This window comes from Marisediminitalea sp., from assembly GCF_984433645.1.
Window position 1 is genome coordinate 1 of sequence record NZ_CFIDRX010000022.1, and the last position, 24,278, is coordinate 24,278.

20 protein-coding genes and 1 tRNA gene are annotated in these 24,278 nt (G+C 47.7%); 11 read left to right on the forward strand and 10 right to left on the reverse strand.

What is annotated here, in order from left to right; translation table 11 throughout:
• Together AC4MRN_RS04910 and AC4MRN_RS04915 are read left to right on the forward strand one after the other, a co-directional pair.
• Nucleotides 1–81: transfer RNA gene (locus tag AC4MRN_RS04910), tRNA-Leu, on the forward strand.
• Between the two features lie 551 nt (nt 82–632).
• Nucleotides 633–1,148 (forward strand): prepilin-type N-terminal cleavage/methylation domain-containing protein, encoded by a 516-nt coding sequence (locus tag AC4MRN_RS04915; protein ID WP_491202655.1) that lies wholly within the window; start codon nt 633–635, stop codon nt 1,146–1,148.
• 16 nt (nt 1,149–1,164) lie between these two features.
• On the opposite strand, the gene AC4MRN_RS04920 is transcribed toward AC4MRN_RS04915, so the two are convergent.
• On the reverse strand, nt 1,165–3,150 hold the full coding sequence (locus tag AC4MRN_RS04920; protein ID WP_491202656.1) for a methyl-accepting chemotaxis protein: 1,986 nt from the start codon (nt 3,148–3,150) through the stop codon (nt 1,165–1,167).
• Nucleotides 3,151–3,269: 119 nt separating this feature from the next.
• Between AC4MRN_RS04920 and AC4MRN_RS04925 the strand changes: the two genes are divergently transcribed.
• Nucleotides 3,270–3,488: a hypothetical protein gene (locus AC4MRN_RS04925; RefSeq protein ID WP_073325136.1), complete on the forward strand. Its 219-nt coding sequence runs from the start codon at nt 3,270–3,272 to the stop codon at nt 3,486–3,488.
• 113 nt (nt 3,489–3,601) lie between these two features.
• Here the strand turns inward: AC4MRN_RS04925 and grxB are convergent, their stop codons facing one another.
• Nucleotides 3,602–4,258 (reverse strand): glutaredoxin 2, encoded by a 657-nt coding sequence (grxB, locus tag AC4MRN_RS04930; RefSeq protein ID WP_491202657.1) that lies wholly within the window; start codon nt 4,256–4,258, stop codon nt 3,602–3,604.
• Nucleotides 4,259–4,438: 180 nt separating this feature from the next.
• Here grxB and AC4MRN_RS04935 point away from each other — a divergent pair, with 180 nt between their 5' ends.
• The gene (locus AC4MRN_RS04935; RefSeq protein ID WP_491202658.1) at nt 4,439–5,068 is read left to right on the forward strand and encodes a LysE family translocator; all 630 of its coding nucleotides are present in this window, start codon (nt 4,439–4,441) and stop codon (nt 5,066–5,068) included.
• Between the two features lie 68 nt (nt 5,069–5,136).
• On the opposite strand, the gene AC4MRN_RS04940 is transcribed toward AC4MRN_RS04935, so the two are convergent.
• Entirely contained in the window at nt 5,137–5,904 is a 768-nt protein-coding gene (locus tag AC4MRN_RS04940; RefSeq protein WP_491202659.1) for a ParA family protein, read from the reverse strand.
• Between the two features lie 167 nt (nt 5,905–6,071).
• Between AC4MRN_RS04940 and AC4MRN_RS04945 the strand changes: the two genes are divergently transcribed.
• Both AC4MRN_RS04945 and AC4MRN_RS04950 read left to right on the forward strand, forming a co-directional pair.
• Complete coding sequence (locus AC4MRN_RS04945; protein WP_073325139.1) at nt 6,072–7,241, forward strand: tetratricopeptide repeat protein; 1,170 nt, start codon at nt 6,072–6,074, stop codon at nt 7,239–7,241.
• A gap of 5 nt (nt 7,242–7,246) precedes the next feature.
• Nucleotides 7,247–8,179 (forward strand): M28 family peptidase, encoded by a 933-nt coding sequence (locus tag AC4MRN_RS04950; protein WP_491202660.1) that lies wholly within the window; start codon nt 7,247–7,249, stop codon nt 8,177–8,179.
• A gap of 19 nt (nt 8,180–8,198) precedes the next feature.
• On the opposite strand, the gene AC4MRN_RS04955 is transcribed toward AC4MRN_RS04950, so the two are convergent.
• From AC4MRN_RS04955 to AC4MRN_RS04975, 5 genes are all read right to left on the reverse strand, one after another.
• Nucleotides 8,199–9,038, reverse strand: coding sequence for an isopenicillin N synthase family dioxygenase (locus tag AC4MRN_RS04955; protein WP_073325141.1), 840 nt, complete (start codon nt 9,036–9,038; stop codon nt 8,199–8,201).
• A 96-nt stretch (nt 9,039–9,134) separates the two neighbouring features.
• Nucleotides 9,135–10,343, reverse strand: a complete 1,209-nt coding sequence (locus AC4MRN_RS04960; RefSeq protein WP_073325142.1) for a NupC/NupG family nucleoside CNT transporter — start codon at nt 10,341–10,343, stop codon at nt 9,135–9,137.
• A gap of 10 nt (nt 10,344–10,353) precedes the next feature.
• The gene (gene udk / locus AC4MRN_RS04965; RefSeq protein ID WP_073325143.1) at nt 10,354–10,977 is read right to left on the reverse strand and encodes a uridine kinase; all 624 of its coding nucleotides are present in this window, start codon (nt 10,975–10,977) and stop codon (nt 10,354–10,356) included.
• Nucleotides 10,978–11,251: 274 nt separating this feature from the next.
• A complete protein-coding gene (locus tag AC4MRN_RS04970; RefSeq protein WP_491202661.1) occupies nt 11,252–12,223 on the reverse strand; it encodes a hypothetical protein in 972 nt (323 codons plus the stop codon).
• Complete coding sequence (locus AC4MRN_RS04975) at nt 12,220–13,032, reverse strand: type 2 periplasmic-binding domain-containing protein (protein ID WP_491202662.1); 813 nt, start codon at nt 13,030–13,032, stop codon at nt 12,220–12,222. The genes AC4MRN_RS04970 and AC4MRN_RS04975 overlap by 4 nt, the downstream gene beginning before the upstream one ends.
• Before the next feature lie 539 nt (nt 13,033–13,571).
• Between AC4MRN_RS04975 and AC4MRN_RS04980 the strand changes: the two genes are divergently transcribed.
• A complete protein-coding gene (locus tag AC4MRN_RS04980) occupies nt 13,572–16,739 on the forward strand; it encodes a TonB-dependent receptor (RefSeq protein ID WP_370241612.1) in 3,168 nt (1,055 codons plus the stop codon).
• Nucleotides 16,740–16,842: 103 nt separating this feature from the next.
• On the opposite strand, the gene argR is transcribed toward AC4MRN_RS04980, so the two are convergent.
• Nucleotides 16,843–17,307 (reverse strand): transcriptional regulator ArgR, encoded by a 465-nt coding sequence (gene argR, locus AC4MRN_RS04985; RefSeq protein ID WP_073325147.1) that lies wholly within the window; start codon nt 17,305–17,307, stop codon nt 16,843–16,845.
• 320 nt (nt 17,308–17,627) lie between these two features.
• On the opposite strand from argR, the gene mdh reads away from it, so the two are divergent.
• Nucleotides 17,628–18,566 carry a malate dehydrogenase gene (gene mdh, locus AC4MRN_RS04990; protein WP_073325149.1) on the forward strand — a complete coding sequence of 313 codons (939 nt, stop codon included), beginning with the start codon at nt 17,628–17,630 and terminating at the stop codon, nt 18,564–18,566.
• Between the two features lie 90 nt (nt 18,567–18,656).
• On the opposite strand, the gene ppc is transcribed toward mdh, so the two are convergent.
• Nucleotides 18,657–21,278, reverse strand: coding sequence for a phosphoenolpyruvate carboxylase (gene ppc, locus AC4MRN_RS04995; protein WP_073325150.1), 2,622 nt, complete (start codon nt 21,276–21,278; stop codon nt 18,657–18,659).
• Between the two features lie 244 nt (nt 21,279–21,522).
• Between ppc and bamJ the strand changes: the two genes are divergently transcribed.
• The 3 genes from bamJ (at nt 21,523) to AC4MRN_RS05010 (ending at nt 24,274) form a co-directional block, all read left to right on the forward strand.
• Complete coding sequence (gene bamJ, locus AC4MRN_RS05000; protein WP_073325151.1) at nt 21,523–22,143, forward strand: BamJ family beta-barrel-assembly machinery protein; 621 nt, start codon at nt 21,523–21,525, stop codon at nt 22,141–22,143.
• Nucleotides 22,144–22,382: 239 nt separating this feature from the next.
• Nucleotides 22,383–22,883 carry a TRAP transporter small permease subunit gene (locus tag AC4MRN_RS05005; protein ID WP_370164070.1) on the forward strand — a complete coding sequence of 167 codons (501 nt, stop codon included), beginning with the start codon at nt 22,383–22,385 and terminating at the stop codon, nt 22,881–22,883.
• 2 nt (nt 22,884–22,885) lie between these two features.
• The gene (locus tag AC4MRN_RS05010; protein WP_073325153.1) at nt 22,886–24,274 is read left to right on the forward strand and encodes a TRAP transporter large permease; all 1,389 of its coding nucleotides are present in this window, start codon (nt 22,886–22,888) and stop codon (nt 24,272–24,274) included.
• Nucleotides 24,275–24,278 lie beyond the last annotated feature (4 nt).

Below are 24,278 nucleotides of genomic sequence, written 5' to 3' on the forward strand. Positions count from 1 at the left end.
GTGGTGAAATTGGTAGACACGCTAGCTTCAGGTGCTAGTGCTCGCAAGGGCGTGGCGGTTCAAGTCCGCCCCTGGGCACCATTCCTTTCTAAGTTTTAAAAAATCCCTTTTTAATGTTTCAGTCGGCAGAATTTCTGACACGGCGGACTATTCCAGCCGAAAATCACAGATTTTCGTCGTTCAGCCGCGCGCGAAGCGGAGCTTCGCATAAAACGCGCGTCTTCACCCGCCCCTAGGCACCATTCCTTTCTAAGTTTTAAATAATCCCTTTTTAATGTTTCAGTCAGCGGAATTGCTGACACGGCTGACTATTCCAGCCGAAAATCACAGATTTTCGTCGTTCAGTCGCGCGCGAAGCGGAGCTTCGCATAAAACGCGCGTCTTCACCCCTACAGTGAATATCTCCATTTCCTAGTGATGAGAATATTCAGCTCCTACCGATACAATAGTTTCACTTCTGTGGGTATTTTGGAAAATGAGCCGAAAAAAATGTCCCTCTATACCTTCTGGCGCGTAAAGTTATAAACTTATTGTTAATAATTCGGCCGTTAGCGCAGTGTTTATTCGTGATAGGATAAAAACTGTGTAATAGTTAGTGAGCAATGTTCAAGTTTTCTAAGTAGGTAGCAGATATGCATCAACGTGCGGTTCAACAAGGTTTTACATTAATCGAGCTTATTATAGTGATTGTTATCCTCGGTATCCTGGCTGTTGTGGCTGCGCCGCGGTTTTTAGATTTTGGCAGTGATGCGCGAGTTGCGTCAATAAATGCTATTGCCAGTCAGATGAAATCGACGGTATCGCTTGCTCAGGCGAAGGCCAGAGTGACAGGCTTGCGGCCGGTATCGACCAATCCCAATGGTGGCCAAACCGCATATGTGGTTGACTTTGGTTTTGGAACATCGGAAGTTGACTTTCGCAATTTGTGCCCGGAAAGTCAGGCTGAACTCGGCGGCCAAATGGAAATGCTGGACTTCATGCAAAACGGCTTAAATGGCGATATTTCTACACGCGTTGACAATCAGTACACCTTAATTGGTTACACGGTCCCATCCTCTGGCGTACCAACGAATCAAGGTTGTTATGTTATTTATGATTCCTTTGGTACACCCGACTGTACAATTACCGTTGTAACTGACGACTGCTAAGCCTGTTGAGTTGGGCTTACTGGTAACGAAAGTTCTCCATGGTTTTCGCCAGCACGGCGTTGTTCGCTTGCAAGTCCAACGTCACCCTTTGTAAATCTTCCGCTACTTTTACTTCTTCTGTAGCGGCTTCCTGAACGCTCACTACATCTGACGCTATTTGCTCTGACGTCATGGATTGTTCCTCAGCGGCGGCTGACATGGAATTGGCCTGGTTTTCTAACTGGCTGGCACTGGCTTTCACTTTCTCGGCCGTTACTTCGCCCTGATTGGTTAATTCTAAAGAAGCTCTAGCGCCATCAGCGCTTTTGGTAATGCCGCGGATTACATTCAGGCTGACTTGTTGCAGAGAATCGAGTAGCGAGGATATTTTATCTGATGAATTGCGGCTGGCATTGGCCAGCTGTCTGACTTCGTCTGCTACAACCGCGAACCCTCTGCCGTGCTCTCCGGCTCGCGCTGCCTCTATAGCGGCATTTAACGCTAGCAGGTTAGTTTGATCTGATAGAGAATTAATGGTGTCGAGAATACTGCTGATTTCAGTCAGTTGCTCACCCATGTTTTTAGCTTCCGACTCCATGACTGCCATTTGCTCAGTGAGTGAGGAGATGGAGCTTTGAATAGACTGATTCGCATGCATGGCTTCATCTGCCAGCGAGTCGAGGTTTCTGCTGGCTTCCAGTGTATCAATAGCCGACCGTGCGATTTCTTTACTTGTTTCAGTCATTTGTTCTATTGCGGCAGCAATATTTACGGCGCGCTGTTGGGTCACTTCAGACTCTTCATTAATGGTTGTCACTGAGCGATTTACCTGGTCACCCAGTCGGGTACTGGCTTGAACCGATTGTGCTAAACCCGTAATCAGGTCGCGTATGGCCTGAAGTGTATGATTCATGGCGCCAGCGATACTGCCAAGTTCGTTTGCTGAAGGCAGCGACACGTCGATGGTCAGATCGCCCTCCCGGGCAACACTGTTCAAACTGCGGGTAAGACGCACCAGTTGCGAGCGCAAAGTGTGCAGCAGCGTTGTTATCACAATCGCAGCACAAATCAGCGCTACTAACGCAATGACAGCTATCGTAGTTAAATGAAGTTCGGTTGCTGCGGCCTTCTCTTCAGATTGTTGCTGGGCAGTTTGCCAGTTGTTATCAAGCTGGCTTTTTACTTTTCCTATTTGAGACGTAGCCGTGGCAAACCATTCAGATGACGTCGGGAGCTGCGTGAAATCAGGGCTACCAGTTTGTAACGCCTCGTAAACGCTGCGGATTGACTGCATACCAGCAGACTGATTGATTTGCCTGAACTCTGAAAGAGCGTTGTCATTAAGCGCATCTTCTAAGGTGTTACTTAAGTGAGTAATGCCGTCAAAATACATATCCAGCTCAAGCAACGTTTGGCTATTTACAGACTGGCGGGCTAATACACCATTCACTTTTCCTCTGAGTTGACCAAGACGCTCTTTTAACCAGGCGAGCGTTAACGCGTGAGAAATGGTGCCGGATACGTCTCGATTTGATATGCCCAGCAACAGCAGATTGGCGGTATCCAGGGCCACCTTATTCACATAGCTATAGTATGCAAAGGCACGTTTGCCGTTAAGGGCATCCACTTCATTTCTAATCGCGGCTTTTTCCTGAAGTAGCTTAAACAGACCGTTGAGCTTGCGCTTTACATCAAGTTCATCAGGCCATTCATCATTGGCAAGACGTTGTATGGTTGTGACGGCCAAATCGGCGGCTTCACGCTGTTTATCTACTTTGGCTTTTGCGGCTTCGGTTTTAGCGCCCAGAAAACCCGCTGTTAATCCGCGCTCTACAGCGTGTTGGTGGGCAATTTTTTCAACGGCATCTACCAGGGTTACCAGTCGTCGTTCAATATTAGTGTGACGCAGCTTTTGAATATCGTCGAGTAATACAAATGCGGTAAGGGTGACACAGAATACCCCAAGTAAACCGGTGGCAAGCAGGGTCATTTGTATAATAGTCAGTCGCTTCAACCAGAACATAATCTCTCCGTTTAGTGTATAGGTCGAACCGCTGCCTACGCGTTGTAAGTATTACGAAATGAAGTATAGTCAATGTAACAACTTTCGCTAATTTGCAGCGTTAACAAGGGATAAGTGCCATGAAGCGACAAAAAATCGCAGTACTTTTAATGGGTTTGGGTTTAATTGGGTGTTCGAATAAGCAACTTTACCAGGGCGTAATGCAAAATCGACAGCATGCCTGCCAGCAAGAATTACCTCAACAGCAGGAAGCCTGTATGAAGCGCTATGAAACGAGTTACGAAGAGTATGAGCGAGAACGGCTACGGACTATGTCGGGCGAACAATCTGAGCCGTAATGCATGGTTAATTTAGTACTTTCAGGCGGTAGGCGTAAAAAACGCGTCAAAGGGTGTAATGAGCCCTACCGCCAGTCTAGAACAATGGTGCACTTCGGAGTTGAATTCGCGAGCTAAACCGCTTGTCCATCATAAAGATGAATGTTGCAAAGTGCGGCAACTTCCGACACATATAGTTTTACAGGGGCCGGCCATACCAGACCCTTCACCATGGTAAGGTTTCTGATAGTCGGGAAGATATAGATGTCGTCCCAGCCTAGCTGATTATTTCGCGCTGAGGGCAGTGGTAGCTGTGGCATGTCTGCCAGCATGGTATTTACGTCTTTAAGATACGTATCAGAACTAGTAAACGCGTCGTCAAATGAAACGCCCAGCATCTTTTCTTTCTTTTTCTGAAAATATGCCCGGGCACCTTCTGTCTCAAATTCGGGTTGAGTAATCATTACATTTCTCGGGAATAACAAATGATTGATCGCACTACTGAACTGACTGATGAAACCGGTGATCTGGTCGGCCGTCGTTTTGGGCAGAAGTTGCTTTTCTGGAGGGGCCATTGAGAGTATTTTTGCGACGATATCCAGACTTTCGCCCATTGCGTGCCCGTCTTCCGTCTGAAGAATAGGCACCATCTTTACACCCACTAAATCCACACAGGTTTTTTCGTCATCATTGAGCAGCAACACCTTCTTGTGAGGGAGTCCGGAGTAATTGGCAACCATGTCAGCGCGAACACAGTAAGGGCAATGAAGGTATTGGTACAGAGTAAACATGAAACAGTCCTGATAAAAAAGCCTGCGCCTTTGCTTCACGCTTTACAATGACGTGAGAACCAGGCAGGTATAGTTTGAGACAAAAACACGTGAAAACTATACACTATCGCGTAACGATAAATCTAAACTTGTCATCCGGAAACCTTAACCAACATTCTAATTTTTTCTCAAAGCGGCACTGTGATTACCTTAACTTACGACACTTTTCTTACCTTCTTTGTTGCGACACTCATGATTAGTCTGTCGCCCGGACCGTCTAATTTGTACATCATGGCATGCACGCTGGGCTCCGGTAAACCCGGCGGCACTGCCGCGGCGCTAGGCATGGCTGTTGGGTCTTCCAGCTATGCGATAGGCACCGCATTTGGATTGGCGGCATTAATATTTTATGTGCCGGTATTGTTCACATTGATCAAGGTATTGGGGGCTGCATATTTGATTTTTCTTGGGGTGAGCGCACTGCGTTACGCCAAAGCGCCGCATTTACGCAAGCCCGTGCATGCTTCAACCGGCGCAATAGTAAAGCGCAGTTTGCTGGTGGAGCTAAGTAACCCCAAGACAGCCCTTTTCTTTATTGCTTTCTTGCCGCAGTTTACACAAGCCTCAGGGGATGTGCTGGTAAACGACTTGCTGGTTCTTGGTCTTATGTTTAGCGCCATCGCTTTGTGTTGTGACTTGCTGGTAGTGCAACTGTCACATCAATTAGGGCTTTGGATGGCAAAGAGTCCGGCCATAGCGGTCAGACAGGAGCAGCTGGTAGGGCTCATTTTTATCGGACTCGGTGTAACCCTGGTGTGGGATGTGTTGTAAGACGCTCGAACAAACCTGTCTGGGTAAGCGCGACCAAGGGAAGAACAGGCAACGCTCACCAATAAGCGCTACTCGCCTTCAACCTCTTCGTAAAGTGCCATTAATTGCTTAGTGACTTTATGGCTGGGCATAAAAAACGGCAGCGGCATGCGCGCCGAATGTGACTCTTTTACTTTCACCGAGCTGCTAAGGCGGGTGTCAAAGAGCGGCAGGCCTTTTTCTTCCAACTCGCCTATGAGTGCTGAAGGCAGTTTTGCCTGAGGGTTGTACTGGTTAATGACCACGCCGGCAAAATCTAAGGCCTGATTGTGATCGTCTTTTATCTCCATCACATTGTCCAATAACCGCTCGATAGCCTGGGCTGAGAAATGGTCACAGTCGAAAGGAACCAGAAAGGCATCTGCTGCAATCAGGGCCGCTTTGGAATAAAAATTAAAGTTAGGGGGCGTATCAATATAAATGCGGTCAAAGTCCTTACTTAACGCATCGAGGGTTTCGCGCAACTTGAACATTTTATATCGTGATTCCAGCTCGCGTTCTATGGTTGCCAGAGCCGGATCGGCGGGCAAAACAAATAAATTGTCAAACGCAGTTGGCTGCACAAATGCGGTAGCTGGCTGGGGCTTACTGAACCAGCCCACAATTTGTTTGAACATATCCGCAACGGTTAGGGTGTCGTCGGAAATATCCACGCCTGCATAATGCGTTGAGTTTCCCTGCGCATCCAGGTCAACTAGCAGCGTTTTAAGGCCTCGACGGGCGCTTTCCGCGGCAAGATTTGTGCTGATGGTAGACTTCCCAACCCCGCCCTTTTGATTAAACACAACCCGTTTCATGTTGCCTGTTCCTTTTGCCGCTCGTCGTAGGTGTTTGATTGTTTTGTAATCAATACAAGCATAAGAGATTCCGATCGAAAAGCAACGGAGTAAATTGTTCTCAAAGTGTTAATTTTATGTAAATTGTGCTAATTTTATAAGACGTGTTACAGCTAGGTGAGACGCGTATGAGCCCAATTCTACGACTAGTATTTGTATGCATTTGTGTAATGGTATCCGGGTGTGCTTCCAGGTCTGCAGTTACTGCCAATCAGGACTTCCCTGTTTACTGGAATAAGTTTCCTGGAGCCCGTTTGATATCGGTGGAATCGCCGGAAGACATCATGCATGTCTCAGATGAGGCGCACGCCTTCATTCAATCTGTTAAAGCAGAGTGGTCAAACGATCCTCGCGATCGGTTAGATAATTTCATTGAAGCCATTTTCCAGCACGGTCAGCAGGGCATCGATTATTTTACTGATGCAAATTATTCGGTGTCCGACACCTTCTTTTTACGTCGTGCCAATTGCTTATCATTAACCCTGATGGCCTATGCGTTGGCAAAGGAAGCGGGTTTTTCAGCATCGCTTAATGTAGTTGAAATTCCCGAATACTGGTCGAGAAAACAAGGCTATAGCATTCTCAATGGCCATATTAATGTCACCATCACCGATGTTCACATGGGGAAAACTATCAATAGCAGGGTCGTCGATTTCGACCGCCGCATGGTGTCGCAAAAATTCGATAGCAAGATCATTCAGCTCAATGATGTTATCGCTATGTACTACAACAACAAAGCGGCTATGGCGATTATTGAGGGGGCGCATGAAGTTGGGTTTGCTTACCTTGCAAAGTCCCTGGAAGTGCAGCCTCTGTTAGATCAAGCGTGGGTAAATCTTGGCGTGTTGTATCGCATGAATAACAAGTATGACGCGGCCGAAGAGTCCTATTTACGTGCGATTCACAACGTCCCTGATGATTTAACGGCAAAAGAAAACCTGGCTGTGCTGTATCGGTATCAAGGCAAGTTTGTGCATGCGGCTGCTTTAGAAGATGAGGTGAGGAGGCAACGGGAGAGTAATCCTTACTATCACTTGATTCTGGGCGATGAGGCCTACGACAGAGGGAAAATTAACGAGGCCCATACGCATTATCGCAGAGCGTATCGTTTAGACAGGCAAAATCACCTTGTTTTGTCTGCGCTGAGTAAAACGGCTTACATGCGAGGTTTGCTCGAAGATGCTGAACAGTATCTGCAGCGAGCAAAAAACCACGCAAGGCAAGATGTTGACCGTGAACGCTACACTGCCAAGCTCGCTGTTTTGTCGGGAATAACCACACTTCAGGATGACTACTAAACGCTATGCGGCTGTGTAGTACGTTGTTATTAACTCTACTGTTTACGCTGAACTGCTATGCCATTGAATCCGAGCAATGGATTACGGATGTGCATTATTTGGCGTCCGATGATTTAGAGGGGCGCCGCACGGGTACCGTAGGTGCCGAACGGGCACGCGCTTATATTGAGCAGCGCTTTGCCCAGTTGACGCTAACGCCTCTGAAGGGGCTGGAGAGCTTCAGGCAGACTTTTTCAGAGCCGGGCAGACGGAAAAATCTGGTTCATGGAATAAATGTTGTTAGCGCTTACTCACATGCTGACGCGCCATATATATTGGTTACTGCCCACTATGACCATCTGGGTAGGAAAGGTCGCCGAATTTTCAACGGTGCAGACGATAACGCAAGTGGCGTATCTGCCATGTTGGAACTGGCGTTGCGAACAACAAAGAATAGCATGCAATGCAACGTGATGTTTTTAGCAACAGATGCTGAAGAACATGGGCTGCTGGGGGCAAAGGCCTTTGCCAATACAGGCGTGCTTGAGAGCTACCGCCTGTTCGGTAATCTGAACTTAGATATGTTGTCACAGCCTGGAGGGCGTCATGACCTGTTGGTGAGTGGAGTGAAAAGCCATCCGGCATTCGAAGACCTCACAAGCCAGATTGAAACGGATACCTCTTTACCCATGATCAACACTGATGCGGGCTACCGCGTTGGTCGTTACCCTGTTAAAGGTGATCGCACCAAAGTCAGTGATCATGCCGTGTTTGCTGAGCGGGGCATACCATTTTTGTTTCTTGGTGTCGGCAGGCACAATTACTATCACACGCCCAGAGATACGGCGTCCAGAATTAACGAAGGATTTTACGGCCGGGTTGTTGATGCGTCCTGGCGATTTCTGAAGGGGCTGGATGGGTTATGTGGTAAAGAACTGCAGGCCAATCATACTGATTAGCCTGCAGATATAAGGCAGTTTAGATTACGCCTAGCTCACGCAGACGTTCCTGCAAGTAAGATTCTGCAGTATATCGCTCCGACAGCACCACGTCCGGGCGTGGGTGAAGGAACAGTGGAAGCGAAATCCGTGAACGTGTCATATCGGCACCTTCAGGGTTGATCACGCGGTGGATCGTCGATGGATAATATCCGCCGCTGGCTTCTTGCAACATGTCACCAATGTTCACGATCAGCGTACCGAAATCACAAGGTACGTCCATCCAGGAACCGTCCTTACGCTGAACTTGCAAACCGGGTTCGTTAGCTGCTGGTAATACTGTTAGCAAATTAATATCGCCATGTGCAGCAGCGCGGATGGCATCCGGCTCTTCTTCGCCTTTCAGAGGCGGGTAGTGCAGTACGCGTAACAGCGTCTGACCACTGTCTTTGATCATATTTGGCAACGGCTGGCTAAAGTTAGCCTTTACGTCATCAGGCGCGTGCGCTTCTACCCAGCTCAGTAATTCAGAGGCCAAATTAGTGGCTTTTTCGTAGTAATCCGCAAGCTGAGCTTTTAGATCCGGCGGGCATATACCCCAGGGATAATAGTGAAAGTATTCTTTAATATCTTTCTTAGTGAAGCCTTTGGCAACTTCAGACACAGATTGTGGGAAATAACCATCCTGCGTGCCTTTGTTGTATTCGTACTCAAACTTAGCTTCGCTATCAAAAAACGTCTGCCAGGTTTTATAAATATCGGTAACAACATGTTGCTCGATGGGGTGGTTTTTAAGTACACCAAATCCGGTCTCGTGTAATGATTTGGCAAATAACTCCGCAGCGTTATCTGCCTGGTAATCAACGGCGACTAAATTCATTCTGTCTTCCTATCGTTATTTTTTACAGCCGCATTATAAAACGGCCGGGGAGGGCGGCAATGCCCTCCTGTTGACACAAATCAAGTCTGAGGGTTTTTACAACGACAAGTAAAAACCAGCCAGTGCTGCACTCATCAGGTTAGATAAGGTTGCAGCCAGAACCGCTTTCAGACCGAGTTGCGCAATTTCTTTACGTCGAGTTGGGGCCATAGCACCAATACCGCCCATTAATATGGCGATAGACGATAAATTTGCAAATCCACACAGAGCAAAGGTAATAATGGCCTGGCTCAGTGGCGACAGGGCTTCTTTGGCGTCAATAAAGTCCAGGTATGCAATAAATTCGTTTACGACCAGTTTCTGACCGATAAAGCTACCTGCTGCCTGTGCTTCAGCCCACGGCACGCCAAGTGCCCAGGCCAGAGGCTGCAGAATAAAGCCGAGAATTTGTTGAATGGTAAGTGACTCGATACCAAATAATTCCCCTGCCCAACCAATAACACCGTTCAGCATGGCGATTAAGGCAACAAAGGCCAGCAGCATAGCGCCTACATTTAATGCCAGTTGCAACCCCGACGCAGCGCCGCTTGCAGCAGCATCAAACACGTTGGCGTAGTGGTTTTCCTGTTCCTGGGATTCGGTTAATTCATTATTCGGGGTTTCCGTTTCGGGTTGCATGATTTTGGCCATCAGCAATCCGCCCGGGGCCGCCATAAAACTCGCGGCCAGCAGGTACTTCAATTCTACGCCCATGCCGGCGTATCCGGCCATTACCGAGCCTGCAATTGAAGCAAGGCCACCCACCATAATAGCGAACAGCTCAGAACGGGTCATTGTTGGTATGAAAGGACGAACGACTAACGGCGCTTCGGTTTGACCAACGAAGATGTTTGCCGCGGCTGACATGGACTCAGGGCGGCTGGTATTCAGGGCTTTTTGCAGTGCACCACCAATAATTCGGATGATCCAGCTCATGATTTTCAGGTGATAGAGCACGGCAATTAACGAAGAGAAGAAGATAATGACGGGCAACACGTTAAACGCAAAAATGAAGCCCAGTGATTTGTCGCCAATCGGACCAAATACGAAGTTAATGCCGTCCTGACTGTAATCAATGATGTTTTGAACAAACACGGTTGTTTTAAGCAACAGTTGAATGCCTGGCTCAAAATACAGAATAAACGCACCAATAATGGCTTGAATGGCAAAAGCACCGCCAACAGTGCGCCAATTTATCGAGCGGCGGTTGCTGGAGAACGCAAAAGCAATGGCTAACAACAGGGCGACGCCCAATAAACTGATCATGTGTATTCCCTTACAGAAGTGCTTGCTGGATGTGAGACTTGATGACATCCAAAGCGATTTGGTTTTTACCGCCTTGAGTTACCACGACGTCGGCCGTGAAGCGGCTGGGCTCAATAAACTGATGATACATAGGCTTCACGGTTGCTTCGTATTGCTTGGCGACGGATTCAATGCTTCTGCCACGCTCTTTAATGTCTCGCATCATGCGACGCATCAGACAAATGTCCAATGGGGTATCAATAAAGATTTTTACGTCGTATAACGGCAGTAATTCTGGCCGCGCCAGCAACATAATGCCTTCAAGAATAATGACTGGTGCTGGCTGTAAACGCTTGGTTTTTGGCAGTCTGGTGTGGGTTTTGAAACAGTAGTTCGGGTAGTCAATCGGTTCACCATTGCGCAGTGCGCGCAGGTGCGCTTTCAGCAACTCGTGCTCAAACGCATTGGGATGGTCGTAATTGTTCTTTTCGCGCTCTTCCATCGCCAAATGATCTTGCGCGCGATAATAATGATCTTCGCGTAAAATCTGTACCGGACGGCCTTGTTCCGAAAACGCGTTAATGAGATTTTCTGTGAATAATGACTTTCCAGAGCCTGAAGCACCAGAAATAGCAATGATTAAAGGTTGTTGCATTGTAGTTACTGTCGTTTATTAGTAATTGAAAACATGCTGGTTTTTCGGCTACTGCCCAGATGGGGAGTGGGGTGCCAGGACCGGCCAGATTATATTTATGTCAACATAATCGGCTAGTTTACCCTTAATATCGCTGATTCACCACTTTCTGTCGAGCTATAAAAAGCTGACCATTTGTTCAGGTTATCACTGTTCACACAACTTGAAAACTGCTTAATTTAACTGCAGTCAGTTGAGGCTGTATACGATGGTTGTCAAATCAGTAGTAGTGGGACTAGTCGCCAATCACTTCGATTTCATGTGCATAAAGACGTGGAAGCGCGTAGGAATGCTGCTTGGAGCGAGAGCCTTCACCCTGTGCGCGTGGCGGGTAGTATTTTGCTTTTTCCTCACTGTACCCTGCAAACACTTCATCCAGTGCAGCGCGAATTTCACTGAGGGTTTTGTCTAAATTCGCATTAAAGTCAGGTCGTTTACGCTTCGTGTGACCAAGATCCATCAGCCTGCCAAACGCTTTGTTTGCCTGATTGGTTAATTCTGGCGGAATATCTTTGTGGTGAAGCAATAATGCGTCGGGGTTATCGATGCAATAATGCAGCAGCGCGGTGTAAAAGCACAATGGTTTGTTTTGAAGTTGCACAGTGACGGCATTAATGCTGTTGCCTATGGTTTTGTCGTTCAAATTGATAACGAGTTTAGGCACGAGCGCGACTTTGGGTTCTTCTATAGCAACCGGCTCAGCTTTTGGCGCTCTGCGCGTGGGTCTGATGTTCATCAACACCGGAACCATGATCGCCGCCGCAAAAAAGGCCAACGGGCTAAAAGCGAGGTAGCGGTATAAAGGTAACGACGCGACCTGAATTTGTACTGTTTGTTCAGAGTTTTGCAAGGTAATGGGGGTTAACCTGGCGTTCGCAAAATCAGCGGCGGTGTTATCTGCACTCACCGATTGAATTGAAACCAGGCCAATACCTGTCTCCGGTTCGGCCAGGGCTTTATTCAACCTGTTCAGATAATCCTTCAATGTGTATTGATTGGGTGGAGTATTCAATGTGCTGTTACCCACATCGAGGAACTGTAAATCCAGGCTGATTCTGCTTTGCAGCCTGTCGATGGTTTCATGTTCCGAGTAAAGTCTGGCCGATGCCTGCCCAAGAAATGCCCCTAGCTGAAAGACCAGAAACAGGAAGATAAATAACGCGGCTGCTTTAAACCCGTCTTCTGCGGTTAGGTTATAGGCTCTCATGATGCAGTACAGTCCCCTATCAGCTCGACATCGTGATAGTACTTTCTTGGGTGATTCGCCGAAATATCAGCAATGACCTGTTGTAGAGCACATCGCAAATCCGTGTTACGGGTTTGCATTTTTAAATACCAGCGCATGCCCGGCACACTATTTTCCAGCGACGTAATATAATTGCGGGATAAGATCTCTTCGTCTCCCTTGCCCCAGTAGCTGGAAATAATATCAACTTCGCCTGCCAGCAAGGCGCCTCTTAGCTCCTGATGCGAGTTATAGTAGAACAGCTTTATGTTGCTGTCGTTCAATCCCAACTGCTGCAGAATGGTTTTAGGCACAATGTGGCCGGAGCGGCTGCTGGGGTAGTCGAGAATACCGATGCGTTTTCCCAGCAGGTACTCTTTATTAAGGCGGGGTTTTTCCCTTAATGCAATAAAATAGGCACTGTAGTCGGGATGTGCTGCTATATCGTCATAGTGATAAATCTGGTCGGCACCAAACGCCAGTACTACGTTACTTTTTACCAGTGTAAGTTCCGGTACCCCATGGTTGATATACCGGAATGTGTCAAAGTCATTGCGGCCAATCGTGATATTTACATTACCAAACTGACGCTGAACTACTTTATTGCCACACAATAATGGCAGCGCCATTTCTGCAATGGAACTCTCGGTTAAGTACACATTGAACGTTTCCTTATTACCTGAAAGCGGCGTTTCGCACGAGAGTTGGCTGGCTGTTTGAGGCGGAATTGCCGGTGAAGACTGAAAATTCTGAATAAAACCAACCAGCGCGCAGCATATAAAAATGAGCACGACCAATGTGGTCCTAATTGTTCTATTCAGTCGTATTGGGTGCAAAAGAATTTTCGCTTAGTTTTACTTATTGGACCAATTTGACCAGTTAACGTTATTTATTGCAACAAATAAGTTTACTTTAAAAGATTAATTTACTGTTTTTATTGGGATTTGTATAAATAACTTTGAATTGGCTTAACCGCTGTTTATTCGTTGTGGTTGTGCGAAAAATATACCCGGGCTTGTGAGCAGGGCCGAGGGTTCCTATAAGCTCAGTAAAACTTTGACCGTTTGTTCAGGAAAAAATAAAAATACTAAGCGTTGTCAGTTCATTATGAAATGCAACCGGAACAGATTTGTCATATTGCTGAAACAATAATAATGAACAATCTCGGCCCGATTTACGCTTTTACGGATAACTTAAAATCACTGTCGTTTTACTGACAGTGAGAAAAACAAATTGGCTTTACACGTAGACCGCCGTAACCAACAGTAGTTCCGGAGATGCGGGTAAAGACAGACGCCTAATGAATATATAATGCATGGGAAACACACTAATGATGACAAAATCTAAGTTAAATCGCGTCGCGATAGCGGTAGCGATGTCTGTTGGTTTGTCGACTGCGGCTATGGCGCAGGAGACATCATCAGGTATCACTGGTAGCGTAGTTGGCCCTCAGGGTGCTCCAGCTGCGGGAACAGTAATCACCGTTAAGCACGTTCCAACTGGAAGTGTTAAAACTATCACTGTAAATGCAGACGGTCAGTTCAGCCTGTCTGGTTTGCGTGTTGGTGGTCCATACGAAATCACAATGGACTCTGACAAGTTCGAAGACGCTACTATTACCGACGTATATTTGTCACTGAGCGAGCCTCTGAACCTGAGCAAGTTCCAACTGGCTTCTCAATCAGATGTTGAGCGTATCGAAGTAACAGCTTCTCAAATCGCTTCTATCGCGTTTGGTCAGAAAGGGCCTTCTTCAAACTTCAGCCTTGAAGACCTGCAAAATGCGCCTGCGATTAACCGTGACATCAAAGACCTGGTTCGTGCCGATCCGCGTGTATATATCGATGAAACGTTCTCTGATGGTATCCAGTGTGCTGGTGCATCGCCTCGTTTTAACAGCTTAACGCTGGACGGTATGCGTTTGAACGACAACTTCGGTCTGAACTCAAACGGTTACCCAACTGAAAGTATTCCTTTCTCTTACGATGCAATCGAACAGGTTGCAGTTGAATTAGCGCCTTTTGACGTTGAGTACGGCGGTTTTACGGCGTGTAACATTAATGCTGTAACAAAGTCAGGTAGTAACGAAGTCCACGGTTCTGCTTTCTACGATTTCACGTCAGATTCTCTAAAAGGCGATTCAATCGAAGGTAATGACATCGACAACGGTAACTACACTGAAAAACGTTATGGTTTCACCGTCGGTCTTCCACTGATCAGCGATAAGCTTTTCTTATTCGGTGCCTACGAGAAGAAAGAAGGTGTTCGTTTACACGAATATGCAGGTTTATCTCGTGTAACTGAAGCAGACTTAGCAGAAATTGTTAGAATTTCTAAAGAAGTGTATGGTTACGATCCAGGTGGCTTTAAAGGCTCTTCGCCGATCGAAGACGAAAAACTATTGTTGAAAGTTGATTGGAACATCAACGAAGATCATCGTGCAGCATTTACTTATAACTGGAACGACGGATATACAATTTCTGAATCAGATACAGGCACATCTCGTCTTTCTTTCGATGGTCACTTCTACGAGCGTGGTGCAGAAATAGAAACCATTACAGCATCATTGTATTCTGATTGGACGCCTGACTTTTCAACAGAATTGCGTATCGGTAAAACAACTCTTGATAATCGTCAGAATTCTGTTGATGCAGACACTGGTTTCGGTGAAGTGCAAATTAGCGCTGGTAGTACAACTGTTTATTTAGGACCAGATGACTCTAGACAGGCAAACGATCTGAACTGGGATAACCTGACGTTCAAATTTGCAGGTACTTACCTGTTAGGTGATCACACTATTACTGCAGGTATTGAATACGAAGACTTAGATGTATTCAACTTGTTTATGCAGCATCGAATTGGTGAGTACCGCTTCGGTTCAATTGCTAACTTTGAAGCAGGCACGCCATTCTCAATTGATTATAACAATGCTGCCGGTACCAATGATCCAAATGACGTAGCGGCAAGCTTTAGTTTCCAGACCACTACGTTATATCTACAGGATGATTTCTATGTAAACGATGATCTTACCCTGTTATTAGGTTTGCGATATGACAAGTGGTCATCTGATGATCGCCCGAACTACAACTCTGCATTTGAAGAAGAGTACGGGTTTGCAAACACTGCAAACCTGGACGGGAAAGATTTATGGCAACCGCGCGTAGGCTTTAACTATGTGCTATCTGATGATATGGAACTACACGGTGGTTTCGGCTTGTACTCCGGCGGTAATCCTAACGTTTGGGTATCAAATGCATACTCTAACGACGGTGTTACTCAGGTATTTGCAGATGAGCGAGATATTCCTGGATGGTCTAGCGGCTCAACCAGTATCTTTGACCTTGACAGAGTCGGTGGTGGTGCACCAATCGTAGCTCCTCCTCAGGCTTTGTTTGATTATGTTGCAGATTATCCAACAGACGGTTCTGCTCGATTTGTTGTAGCCATGGACCCGGATTTTGAAATTCCAACTGAGTGGAAATATGCATTGGGCTTAACCTATCTGGCACCCGGTGATTACCTGGTACAAGCGGACATTCTTTATACAGATAAGAAAGACGCAGCTACCTACATCGAGCCGTCACGAGTAGAAGTGGGTACTGGTCCTGATGGACGTCCAGTTTATGAAGGTTCTAATAACACCTTCCTCTTAACTAACGTTAAAGGTGATTCAGGCGATGCAACTACGTTGTCACTGGCAGTGTCAAAAGAGTATGACTTTGGTCTGGATGTAAGTGTTGCTTATGCTTACAACGACTCTACCGACGTTAACCCAATGACCAGCTCTGTAGCAGGTTCTAACTATGCAAACTTTGCAACCAGCGATCCAAACAATCCTGGTGCGGCAACGTCTAACTACAACATCCCGCACCGTTTCACGCTGCGTGTTGGCTACAAGCATGAGTTTATCGACGGCTACGCAACGCGTTTCAACGTATTTGCCTCTGCTAACGAAGGTCGTGGTATGAGCTACACGTTTGGTGATGTACCGCGTCTGGATGATGACGGTGAAATCGAATATGTTGATGTTCTGGATCAGTTCTACGGCGATGACGATACAGGCGGTGGTCGCCACTTATTGTATGTTCCAACCGTTGACGATGCTAAAGTTGTATATGCAGATGGTTTTGATTTAGAAGCATTTAATGCCTTTATTGCTTCAGAAGGCCTGAGCCGTGGCAAGATCGCTGGTCGCAACGCGACTAATGGCGACTGGTGGACAAAAGTTGATGTTCGCATCAGTCAGGAACTGCCAGCTTTTGCTGAAGGTCACCGTGCTTCTGCGTTCTTCGTCATCGAAAACCTGGGCAATCTGCTGAACGATGACTGGGGTGTTCTGAAACAAGGTAACTTTGTTTCTGAGTCTGTTGTCGGTGCTAGCATTAATGACGATGGTCAGTATGTTTATGAGGAATTTTTCGGTGCAGATCAACGAGAAAGCTACTCAACTGCTGCTTCACTGTGGGAAATCCGCGTAGGTATTAACTACCGTTTCTAAGTGATTAGCACTTAACATTAAAAAACCCCGCTTATGCGGGGTTTTTTGTTTTAAGCTTAATTTGGCATGACTGGCAATCGGTCCGTTGTCTGACGCGCTAGAATCAAACGTTCTCGAACAAGTCTTCTACGCGTTGTCGTAAATCTTCAATTTTGGTGACATCCGCGGGCGCGATAAAAATCGTGTCATCACCTGCTATGGTGCCCAATACACCGTCCTTTTTACTTAATGAGTCCAGTAGGCGTGCAATGAGTTGTGCTGCGCCAGGGCTGGTTCGAATAATCACCATAACATTGTTATGCACAATATCTAACACCAGTTGCTTCAGCGGACTTTTAGCCGTAGGCATACCTAATTCAGGGGGTAAGCAATACACCATGTCACCACGCGCGTTGCGTGTTCGTACCGCACCAAACTTGCTGAGCATTCGCGATATTTTACTTTGGCTGATATTGCTAAAGCCCTGATGCTTCAATCCGTCGACAATTTCGCCCTGCGAGCCGTAACTTTCGGCTTTCAGAATCTCTTTGAATGCTTTAATGAGTTCTTCTTGTTTTTGACTAGCCATATTCACCTGTCGTTAAATCATTACAATTACTGGCGTCTGAATTATTTTTCGGCTTGCCAGTTAGCTTGGTGTATACTCTTGCAGGCGAATTTGCTTTGCCGCTCATCTGCGCTGTCGCCTGATACAATTTTAACCTTGTATAGTGCCACAACGCGCATGAAATTACAAATAAAATGCATATTTATGCAGTTATTTTGAATATAACTCTGAGATTCACCCAATCTTCTTCCATAAGACCAATAGGTGATTGAGTTTTTTGTCGACATGAATTAGTGTGTCGAGCCGTTATTAAACGTGATTCTTTCCATAGGAGAAATGGTATGAAAGTAGCCGTGTTAGGTGCTGCCGGTGGTATTGGTCAGGCGCTGTCATTATTGTTAAAAACACAATTGCCAGCAGGTTCTGAACTGTCTTTGTACGACGTTGCGCCAGTTGTTCCTGGTGTTGCTGTTGATTTAAGCCACATCCCAACTGCAGTAAAAGTAACCGGTCACGGTAAAGACGACCTGGCGGAAGCACTGACTGGTTGTGACATCGTGCTGATCCCAGCTGGCGTACCTCGTAAGCCTGGTATGGATCGTTCAGACCTGTTTAATATCAATGCTGGTATCGTTAAAGCTTTGGTTGAAGGCATCGCAGACAACTGCCCTGATGCATGTACTTGTATCATCACAAACCCTGTGAACACCACAGTAGCGATTGCTGCTGAAACGTTGAAAGCCAAAGGCGTATACAACAAGAACAAACTGTTCGGTGTGACTACGCTTGACGTTATCCGTGCAGAAACGTTTGTTGCTGACCTGAAAGGTCTTGATCCAGCGAACACGCACGTGCCTGTAATCGGTGGTCACTCTGGTACGACTATTCTGCCTCTGCTGTCTCAGGTGGAAGGCGTTGAATTCTCTGACGACGAAGTTGCTTCACTGACTACACGTATCCAGAACGCGGGTACCGAAGTTGTTGAAGCCAAGGCGGGTGGCGGTTCTGCTACATTGTCTATGGGTCAGGCTGCTGCACGCTTCTGTCTGTCTCTGGTTGCTGCTATGCAAGGTGACAACGTGGTTGAGTACACTTACGTACAAACCGACGACAGCGACGACGCTGCATTCTTCTCTCACCCAGTGCGTTTAGGTGCGAACGGTGTTGAAGAAATCCTGCCTTACGGCGAGCTGAGTGCTTTCGAACAGAAAGCAAAAGACGACATGCTGGAAGGTCTGCGTGGCGATATCAAAATTGGTGTTGAGTTCGTAAACGGTTAATTGCCGACTCGAAATCTTATCCATTAAAAAAGCCGGCGATGCCGGCTTTTTTGTGTCTTATGGCCAGGTAAATGGCCTTCGAAACACAGGTTAACCTGTGTTTCGCATACCAATAGCAATACCGCTGATAGCAACCATCATGGCTTTGTCCAGATTCGCGTCGTGCTCATCTTCGTCTAACTGACGAATGCGCGACAGCAGCTCAATCTGCAGGTAATGCAGCGGTTCAAGATAAGCGGCGCGGATATTCATAGACTCACGACCCTGTGGGTCTGACTCCATAATGGTTTCCTGACCGTTAATCTCTAGCAGCAGTGCAATTGCTTCTTTCAGCTCGGCGCGAAGGGCTGCACCAAAGTGCTTAAGCTCTTCAGGTACCAGACGATCATCGTATTCTTCGCTTATCCGAGGGTCGGCTTTCTGGAATACCATGTCCAGCATAGACAAACGCGACTTAAAGAATGGCCAGTTTTCCAGCATTTCTTTCAGTGTTTCTTCGTTGCCTTCCTTGCGAACGGCATCAATGGCACGCATGCTGCCCAACCAGGCTGGCAGTACCAAACGTGTCTGGGCCCAGGCGAATATCCATGGAATAGCACGCAGGCTCTCAATTCCACCGGTAGGCTTACGTTTGGCAGGACGGCTGCCCAAAGGCAGTTTACCCAGTTCCTGTTCCGGCGTTGCTACGCGGAAATACGGCACGAATTCCGGATCCTGACGTACCACGCCACGATAGAAATCGCGGCCCTTAGCCGCCATTGCTTTCATCAGCTCACGCCATTCGTCTTTAGGCGCCGGCGGCGGGAACAACATGGCTTCAATGATTGCGCTGGTATAAATACCCAGGCTGCGCTTGGCTAGCAACGGCATACCAAACTTGTAACGGATCGTCTCACCTTGTTCAGTAACACGGAAACCACCGTCTAGTGAACCCGGAGGCTGAGAGTGGATAGCAGCGTGAGCCGGTAAGCCACCACGACCGATAGTACCGCCACGACCGTGGAACAGGGTCAGGGTAACGTCGAATTCTTCAGCAAGCGCAACCAGCGCTTCCTGAGACTCGTACTGAGCCCAACCTGCGGCAATGGCACCCGCGTCTTTAGCCGAGTCTGAGTAGCCAATCATGACAAACTGTTTGCCCTGAATATAACCGCGATACCAGTCTACGCTAAGCAATTTGCGCATAACGGTGGGTGAGTTGTTCAGGTCGTCCAGTGTTTCAAACAACGGGGCTACTGGCATGGGCCAGTCCACGCCCATTTCCTGCAACAGCAGTTGCACAGCCATGACGTCAGAGGCTTCGCTTGCCATTGAGATAATGTAAATACCAAAGCCATGGCGACTGTGGTTTGCAATCACCTTACAGGTATCCAGCACTTCCTGAACGTCTTCAGACGGTTGCCATGCGCGTGGGAACAGTGGGCGCTTAGAACTTAATTCACGCAGCAGGAATGCTTGCTTGTCAGCTTCGCTCCATTGACCGTAGTCGCCCAAACCCAGATAACGGGTGAGTTCTGCAAGTACGTCAGCGTGACGCTGTGAGTCCTGACGCACATCCAAACGCAACAGGTGAATGCCGAAGCACTTCACGCGGCGGATGGTGTCCAGCAGCATGCCGTTCGCGGTGGTTTCCAGACCACAATCACACAGTGACTGGTAGCACAGCATTAATGGCTCAAGCAACTCGTCGTTGTCCTGAATCCAGGTGCTTGCGTCGTAGGGACGGCCATTGAAGAAATCAGCAATGCCGTCGCGGGTATCGGCGCAGCGCTTCACCAGCGGGCGAAGGATGGCGCGATACGGCTCTAACTGCTCACCCGCACGTGCTTTTAATTCATCGTTACACAGGTTCATCGACAACTCGACCTGCAAGCGGTCAAGATCGATGGTTAACAACTTGGCTGCGCGGCGGCGAGCCAGCAACAGGACTTCTTCGGTAACCTTTGCAGTAACAAACGGGTTACCGTCACGGTCTCCACCCATCCACGAGCTAAAGTGAATAGGCGCCGCATCAATAGGTAATGCTACGTTGTAGTCTTGCTGCAGACGTTCGTCCAGGTCACGCAGGAACTCGGGAACGGCTTCCCACAGTGAGTTTTCGATTACCGAGAAACCCCAGCGGGCTTCGTCTACCGGCGTAGGACGTACAGAGCGAATTTCTTCTGTGTGCCATGCCTGACTGATCAAATCGGCAATACGCGTTTCCAAACGTTTGCGTTCGGTGTCAGTGAGTTGCTCGTGGTGAATGCTCTTTAAGCAAACCGCCAGCTCTTTATGCTTGTGGATAAGGGTGCGACGGAACACTTCGGTTGGGTGAGCGGTAAGTACCAGATCAATATCCAGTTTTGCTACGGCTTCCTCTACCTCTAAGGCTGACAGCTCAGCTTTGTCTAGGTGTTCAAACAGTGAGTCGATAGATGCTTCCACATCCAGACCCGCATTGTATTCCTGCTCTGCAATATTACCCAAATTCAGGAATTGTGCGAACGCTCTGGCAACAACCAGTAATTCGCTGTCTGACATGGTTTTGAAAGTTTCTTTCAGACTGCTTCCGCAATCTGTGTCACCCTGATACGACGCGCGGCCGTCGAGGCGAATCTTTTCAATTTTCTCTAACCAATCATTGCCCAATTGGGCCTTGATGGTTTCACCTAAAGTCTTTCCCAAATAACGAACAGTGTCTTTTAACTGTGCATCGTAATGTGATTGCATGGTGCCCTCCATATAACAATGCCGATCACATTACTGTTTCCCGGGTCGCTTGTCTAATGACATTTTGCAGTATAGGGCTGTTCCAGGCCTCATTCTGAAGCACTAAATCAAAGGCACGGGCAGGAAAGTTAAGGGTGTGTTACACTATCGGCCCAATTAAAACGAACGTGTTATAATTTTTCAGAATAATTCATGAATTGTTTAAATTTTGCGCGTTTTGTGTAATTTACTTACAGGAGTGACTGTGTCAGATCAATTTAAGACAGTAGAAACCCAAGCGAGCTACGGCATTGGTTTTCAAATGGGTCAGCAACTGCAATCGAATCCTTTTGAAGGCTTGGACCTGGATTCTGTTGTCGCTGGTTTAAAAGACGCGTTTACCGGTCAAGCACCGCAAGTAGACAATGACACCCTGCGCGACGCGTTCGGTGAAATTCATCAGCGTATGCAGGCTGCAAAAGCTGAACAGCATAAAGAGGCGATTGCTGAAGGCGAAAACTTCCTGGCTGAAAACGCCAAGCGCGACGGCGTAGTAACCACTGAGTCTGGTCTGCAGTACGAAGTACTGACTACTGGCGAAGGTGCGAAGCCTACTGCTGACAGCACTGTGCGTACGCATTACCACGGTACCTTAATCAACGGTTCAGTATTCGACAGCTCATACGACCGTGGCCAACCGGCTGAATTCCCGGTAGGTGGCGTAATTAAAGGCTGGACTGAAGCACTGCAGATGATGCCTGTTGGCTCAAAGTGGCGTTTATACGTGCCTCACAACCTGGCTTACGGTGAGCAAGGTGCGGGTGGCGCAATTGCCCCGTACAGCACGCTGGTGTTCGATGTTGAGTTGTTAGACATCCTGGGCTAAGCCTGAATGCCAAAGCCTGCCTTTTTAGGCGGGCTTTGTGTTTTTTTACTTCTTCCCGTTGTTATCGGTGCTATCTCCCTCAAACTGGCATCACTTATTCCTGAAAATTCTCCCTCAGACTGACCATAACCCATTGGCAAAGCAGCTAAATAGCTTTAGTCTAGCCGTTTATTAACAAGTTTTTTTCAATTGCTGCGTTTTTATTCAATATGGCTTTCTCTTCTTCAAGACTCCCGTCTGTGATCCAGGCGTTGGATACACTCAGTCGCCGCGTATGTCAGGCGTGCAGTGCGCTGTCGCTGGTTATGGTTGTAGTTATGCTGGTTATTGTGGTGCTCAGGTACGGCTTTCAAATGGGCTGGATCGCGCTGCAGGAGTCAGTGACTTACCTGCATGCAGCCGTCTTCCTGTTGGCTTTAGGCTATACGCTGCAATGCGACGGTCATGTTCGGGTGGACGTATTCTACCGACGGTTCTCCCCGCGTAAGCAAGCAATGGTGAACTTTTGGGGCACGCTGTTGTTGCTAATCCCCGTTTGCGGCTTTTTGCTCTACTATGCGGTGCCTTACGCCTCGGACTCCTGGGCCTTGATGGAGACATCCAAAGAACCGGGTGGTCTGCCGCTGGTATTCGTACTGAAGTCTCTCATTCCATTGGGCATTGGTATTTTGCTGCTGCAAGGTGTGAGCGAACTGTGCCGCAGTTTTCTGAACTGGCGTTATAACACGGAGGTGCAATAACGATGGAGTGGATGGCGTTAGTTCTGTTTGCCTGCGTGTGCGGTGTGTTGTTATTTGGCTATCCGGTTGCACTAACGTTGGCCGGTGTATCCTTGATATTTGCGGGTATTGGTGCCTTGGTTGGCGGGTTTGATGCGTCATATCTTACTGCTATGCCCAATCGGTTATTCGGGATTGTCTCTAACGAGACGCTAATCGCGGTGCCGTTATTTGTGTTCATGGGCGTCATGTTGGAGAAGTCCAAAGTCGCCGAATCCCTGTTAGTCGCCATGGCGGCGCTACTGGGCAAGTATCGCAGTGGCATGGCGGTGTCTGTGGTGTTGGTTGGTATGTTGCTGGCAGCAAGTACCGGTATTGTTGGGGCGACGGTGGTTACCATGGGCTTGTTGTCTTTACCCTCTATGCTCAACCGGGGGTATTCTCCCGCGTTTGCCACCGGTGCTATTTGTGCCACTGGTACCCTTGGCCAAATCATTCCGCCATCTATCGCGCTGATATTATTGGGTGATGTACTCTCCAGTGCTTATCAAAAAGCACAGTTATCGATGGGCATTTTTTCACCGGACTCGGTATCGGTGGGAGATTTATTCGTCGGTGCCTTAGTACCGGGGCTGTTACTGGTGGTGCTGTATCTGATTTACGTCATGGTTGTAGGCGTGAAGTCAGGTAAGTCAGATGATGCCGCTATGAATATCGACGCAACCGCCACCGCGTCCGCTACTGAAGAGCCGGAACAGAGCTTGTTTTCGGCGCTGGTCCCCCCGTTGTTGCTTATTATTGTTGTGTTGGGGTCAATACTGGCAGGGTTTGCAACGCCAACAGAAGCCGCAGGTGTTGGTGCAAGTGGTGCCTTATTATTGGCTGCTTTTAAGAAGCAATTGTCTCTTGCGCAGTTAAAAGTGGTGACCATGGATACTACGCGCATGACTGCCATGGTGTTCATGATCCTAATCGGCGCTTCTGTATTTTCACTGGTGTTCCGTGGATTCGGTGGTGAAGAACTGATTCATGGCTTCTTAACAGAACTGCCCGGCGGCGTGTTTGGGGCCATGCTGGTGGTAATGCTGGTAGTGTTTGCATTGGGCTTTATACTGGACTTCATTGAGATCACGTTTGTGGTAGTGCCCATTGTTGCCCCGGTTTTACTCGCCATGGGTATTGATCCGGTGTGGTTAGGCATTATGCTGGCGCTTAATCTGCAGACTTCGTTTTTAACACCGCCATTTGGCTTCGCGCTGTTTTACCTGCGTGGCGTAGCGCCGCCTACCATACTAACGTCTGATATCTATCGCGGTGTTGTGCCCTTCATCATTATTCAGATTGTGCTATTAATAGGATTAGCCATTTGGCCTGAGCTGGCCACCTGGTTGCCTGAAACGCTCTACAGCTAAGGAT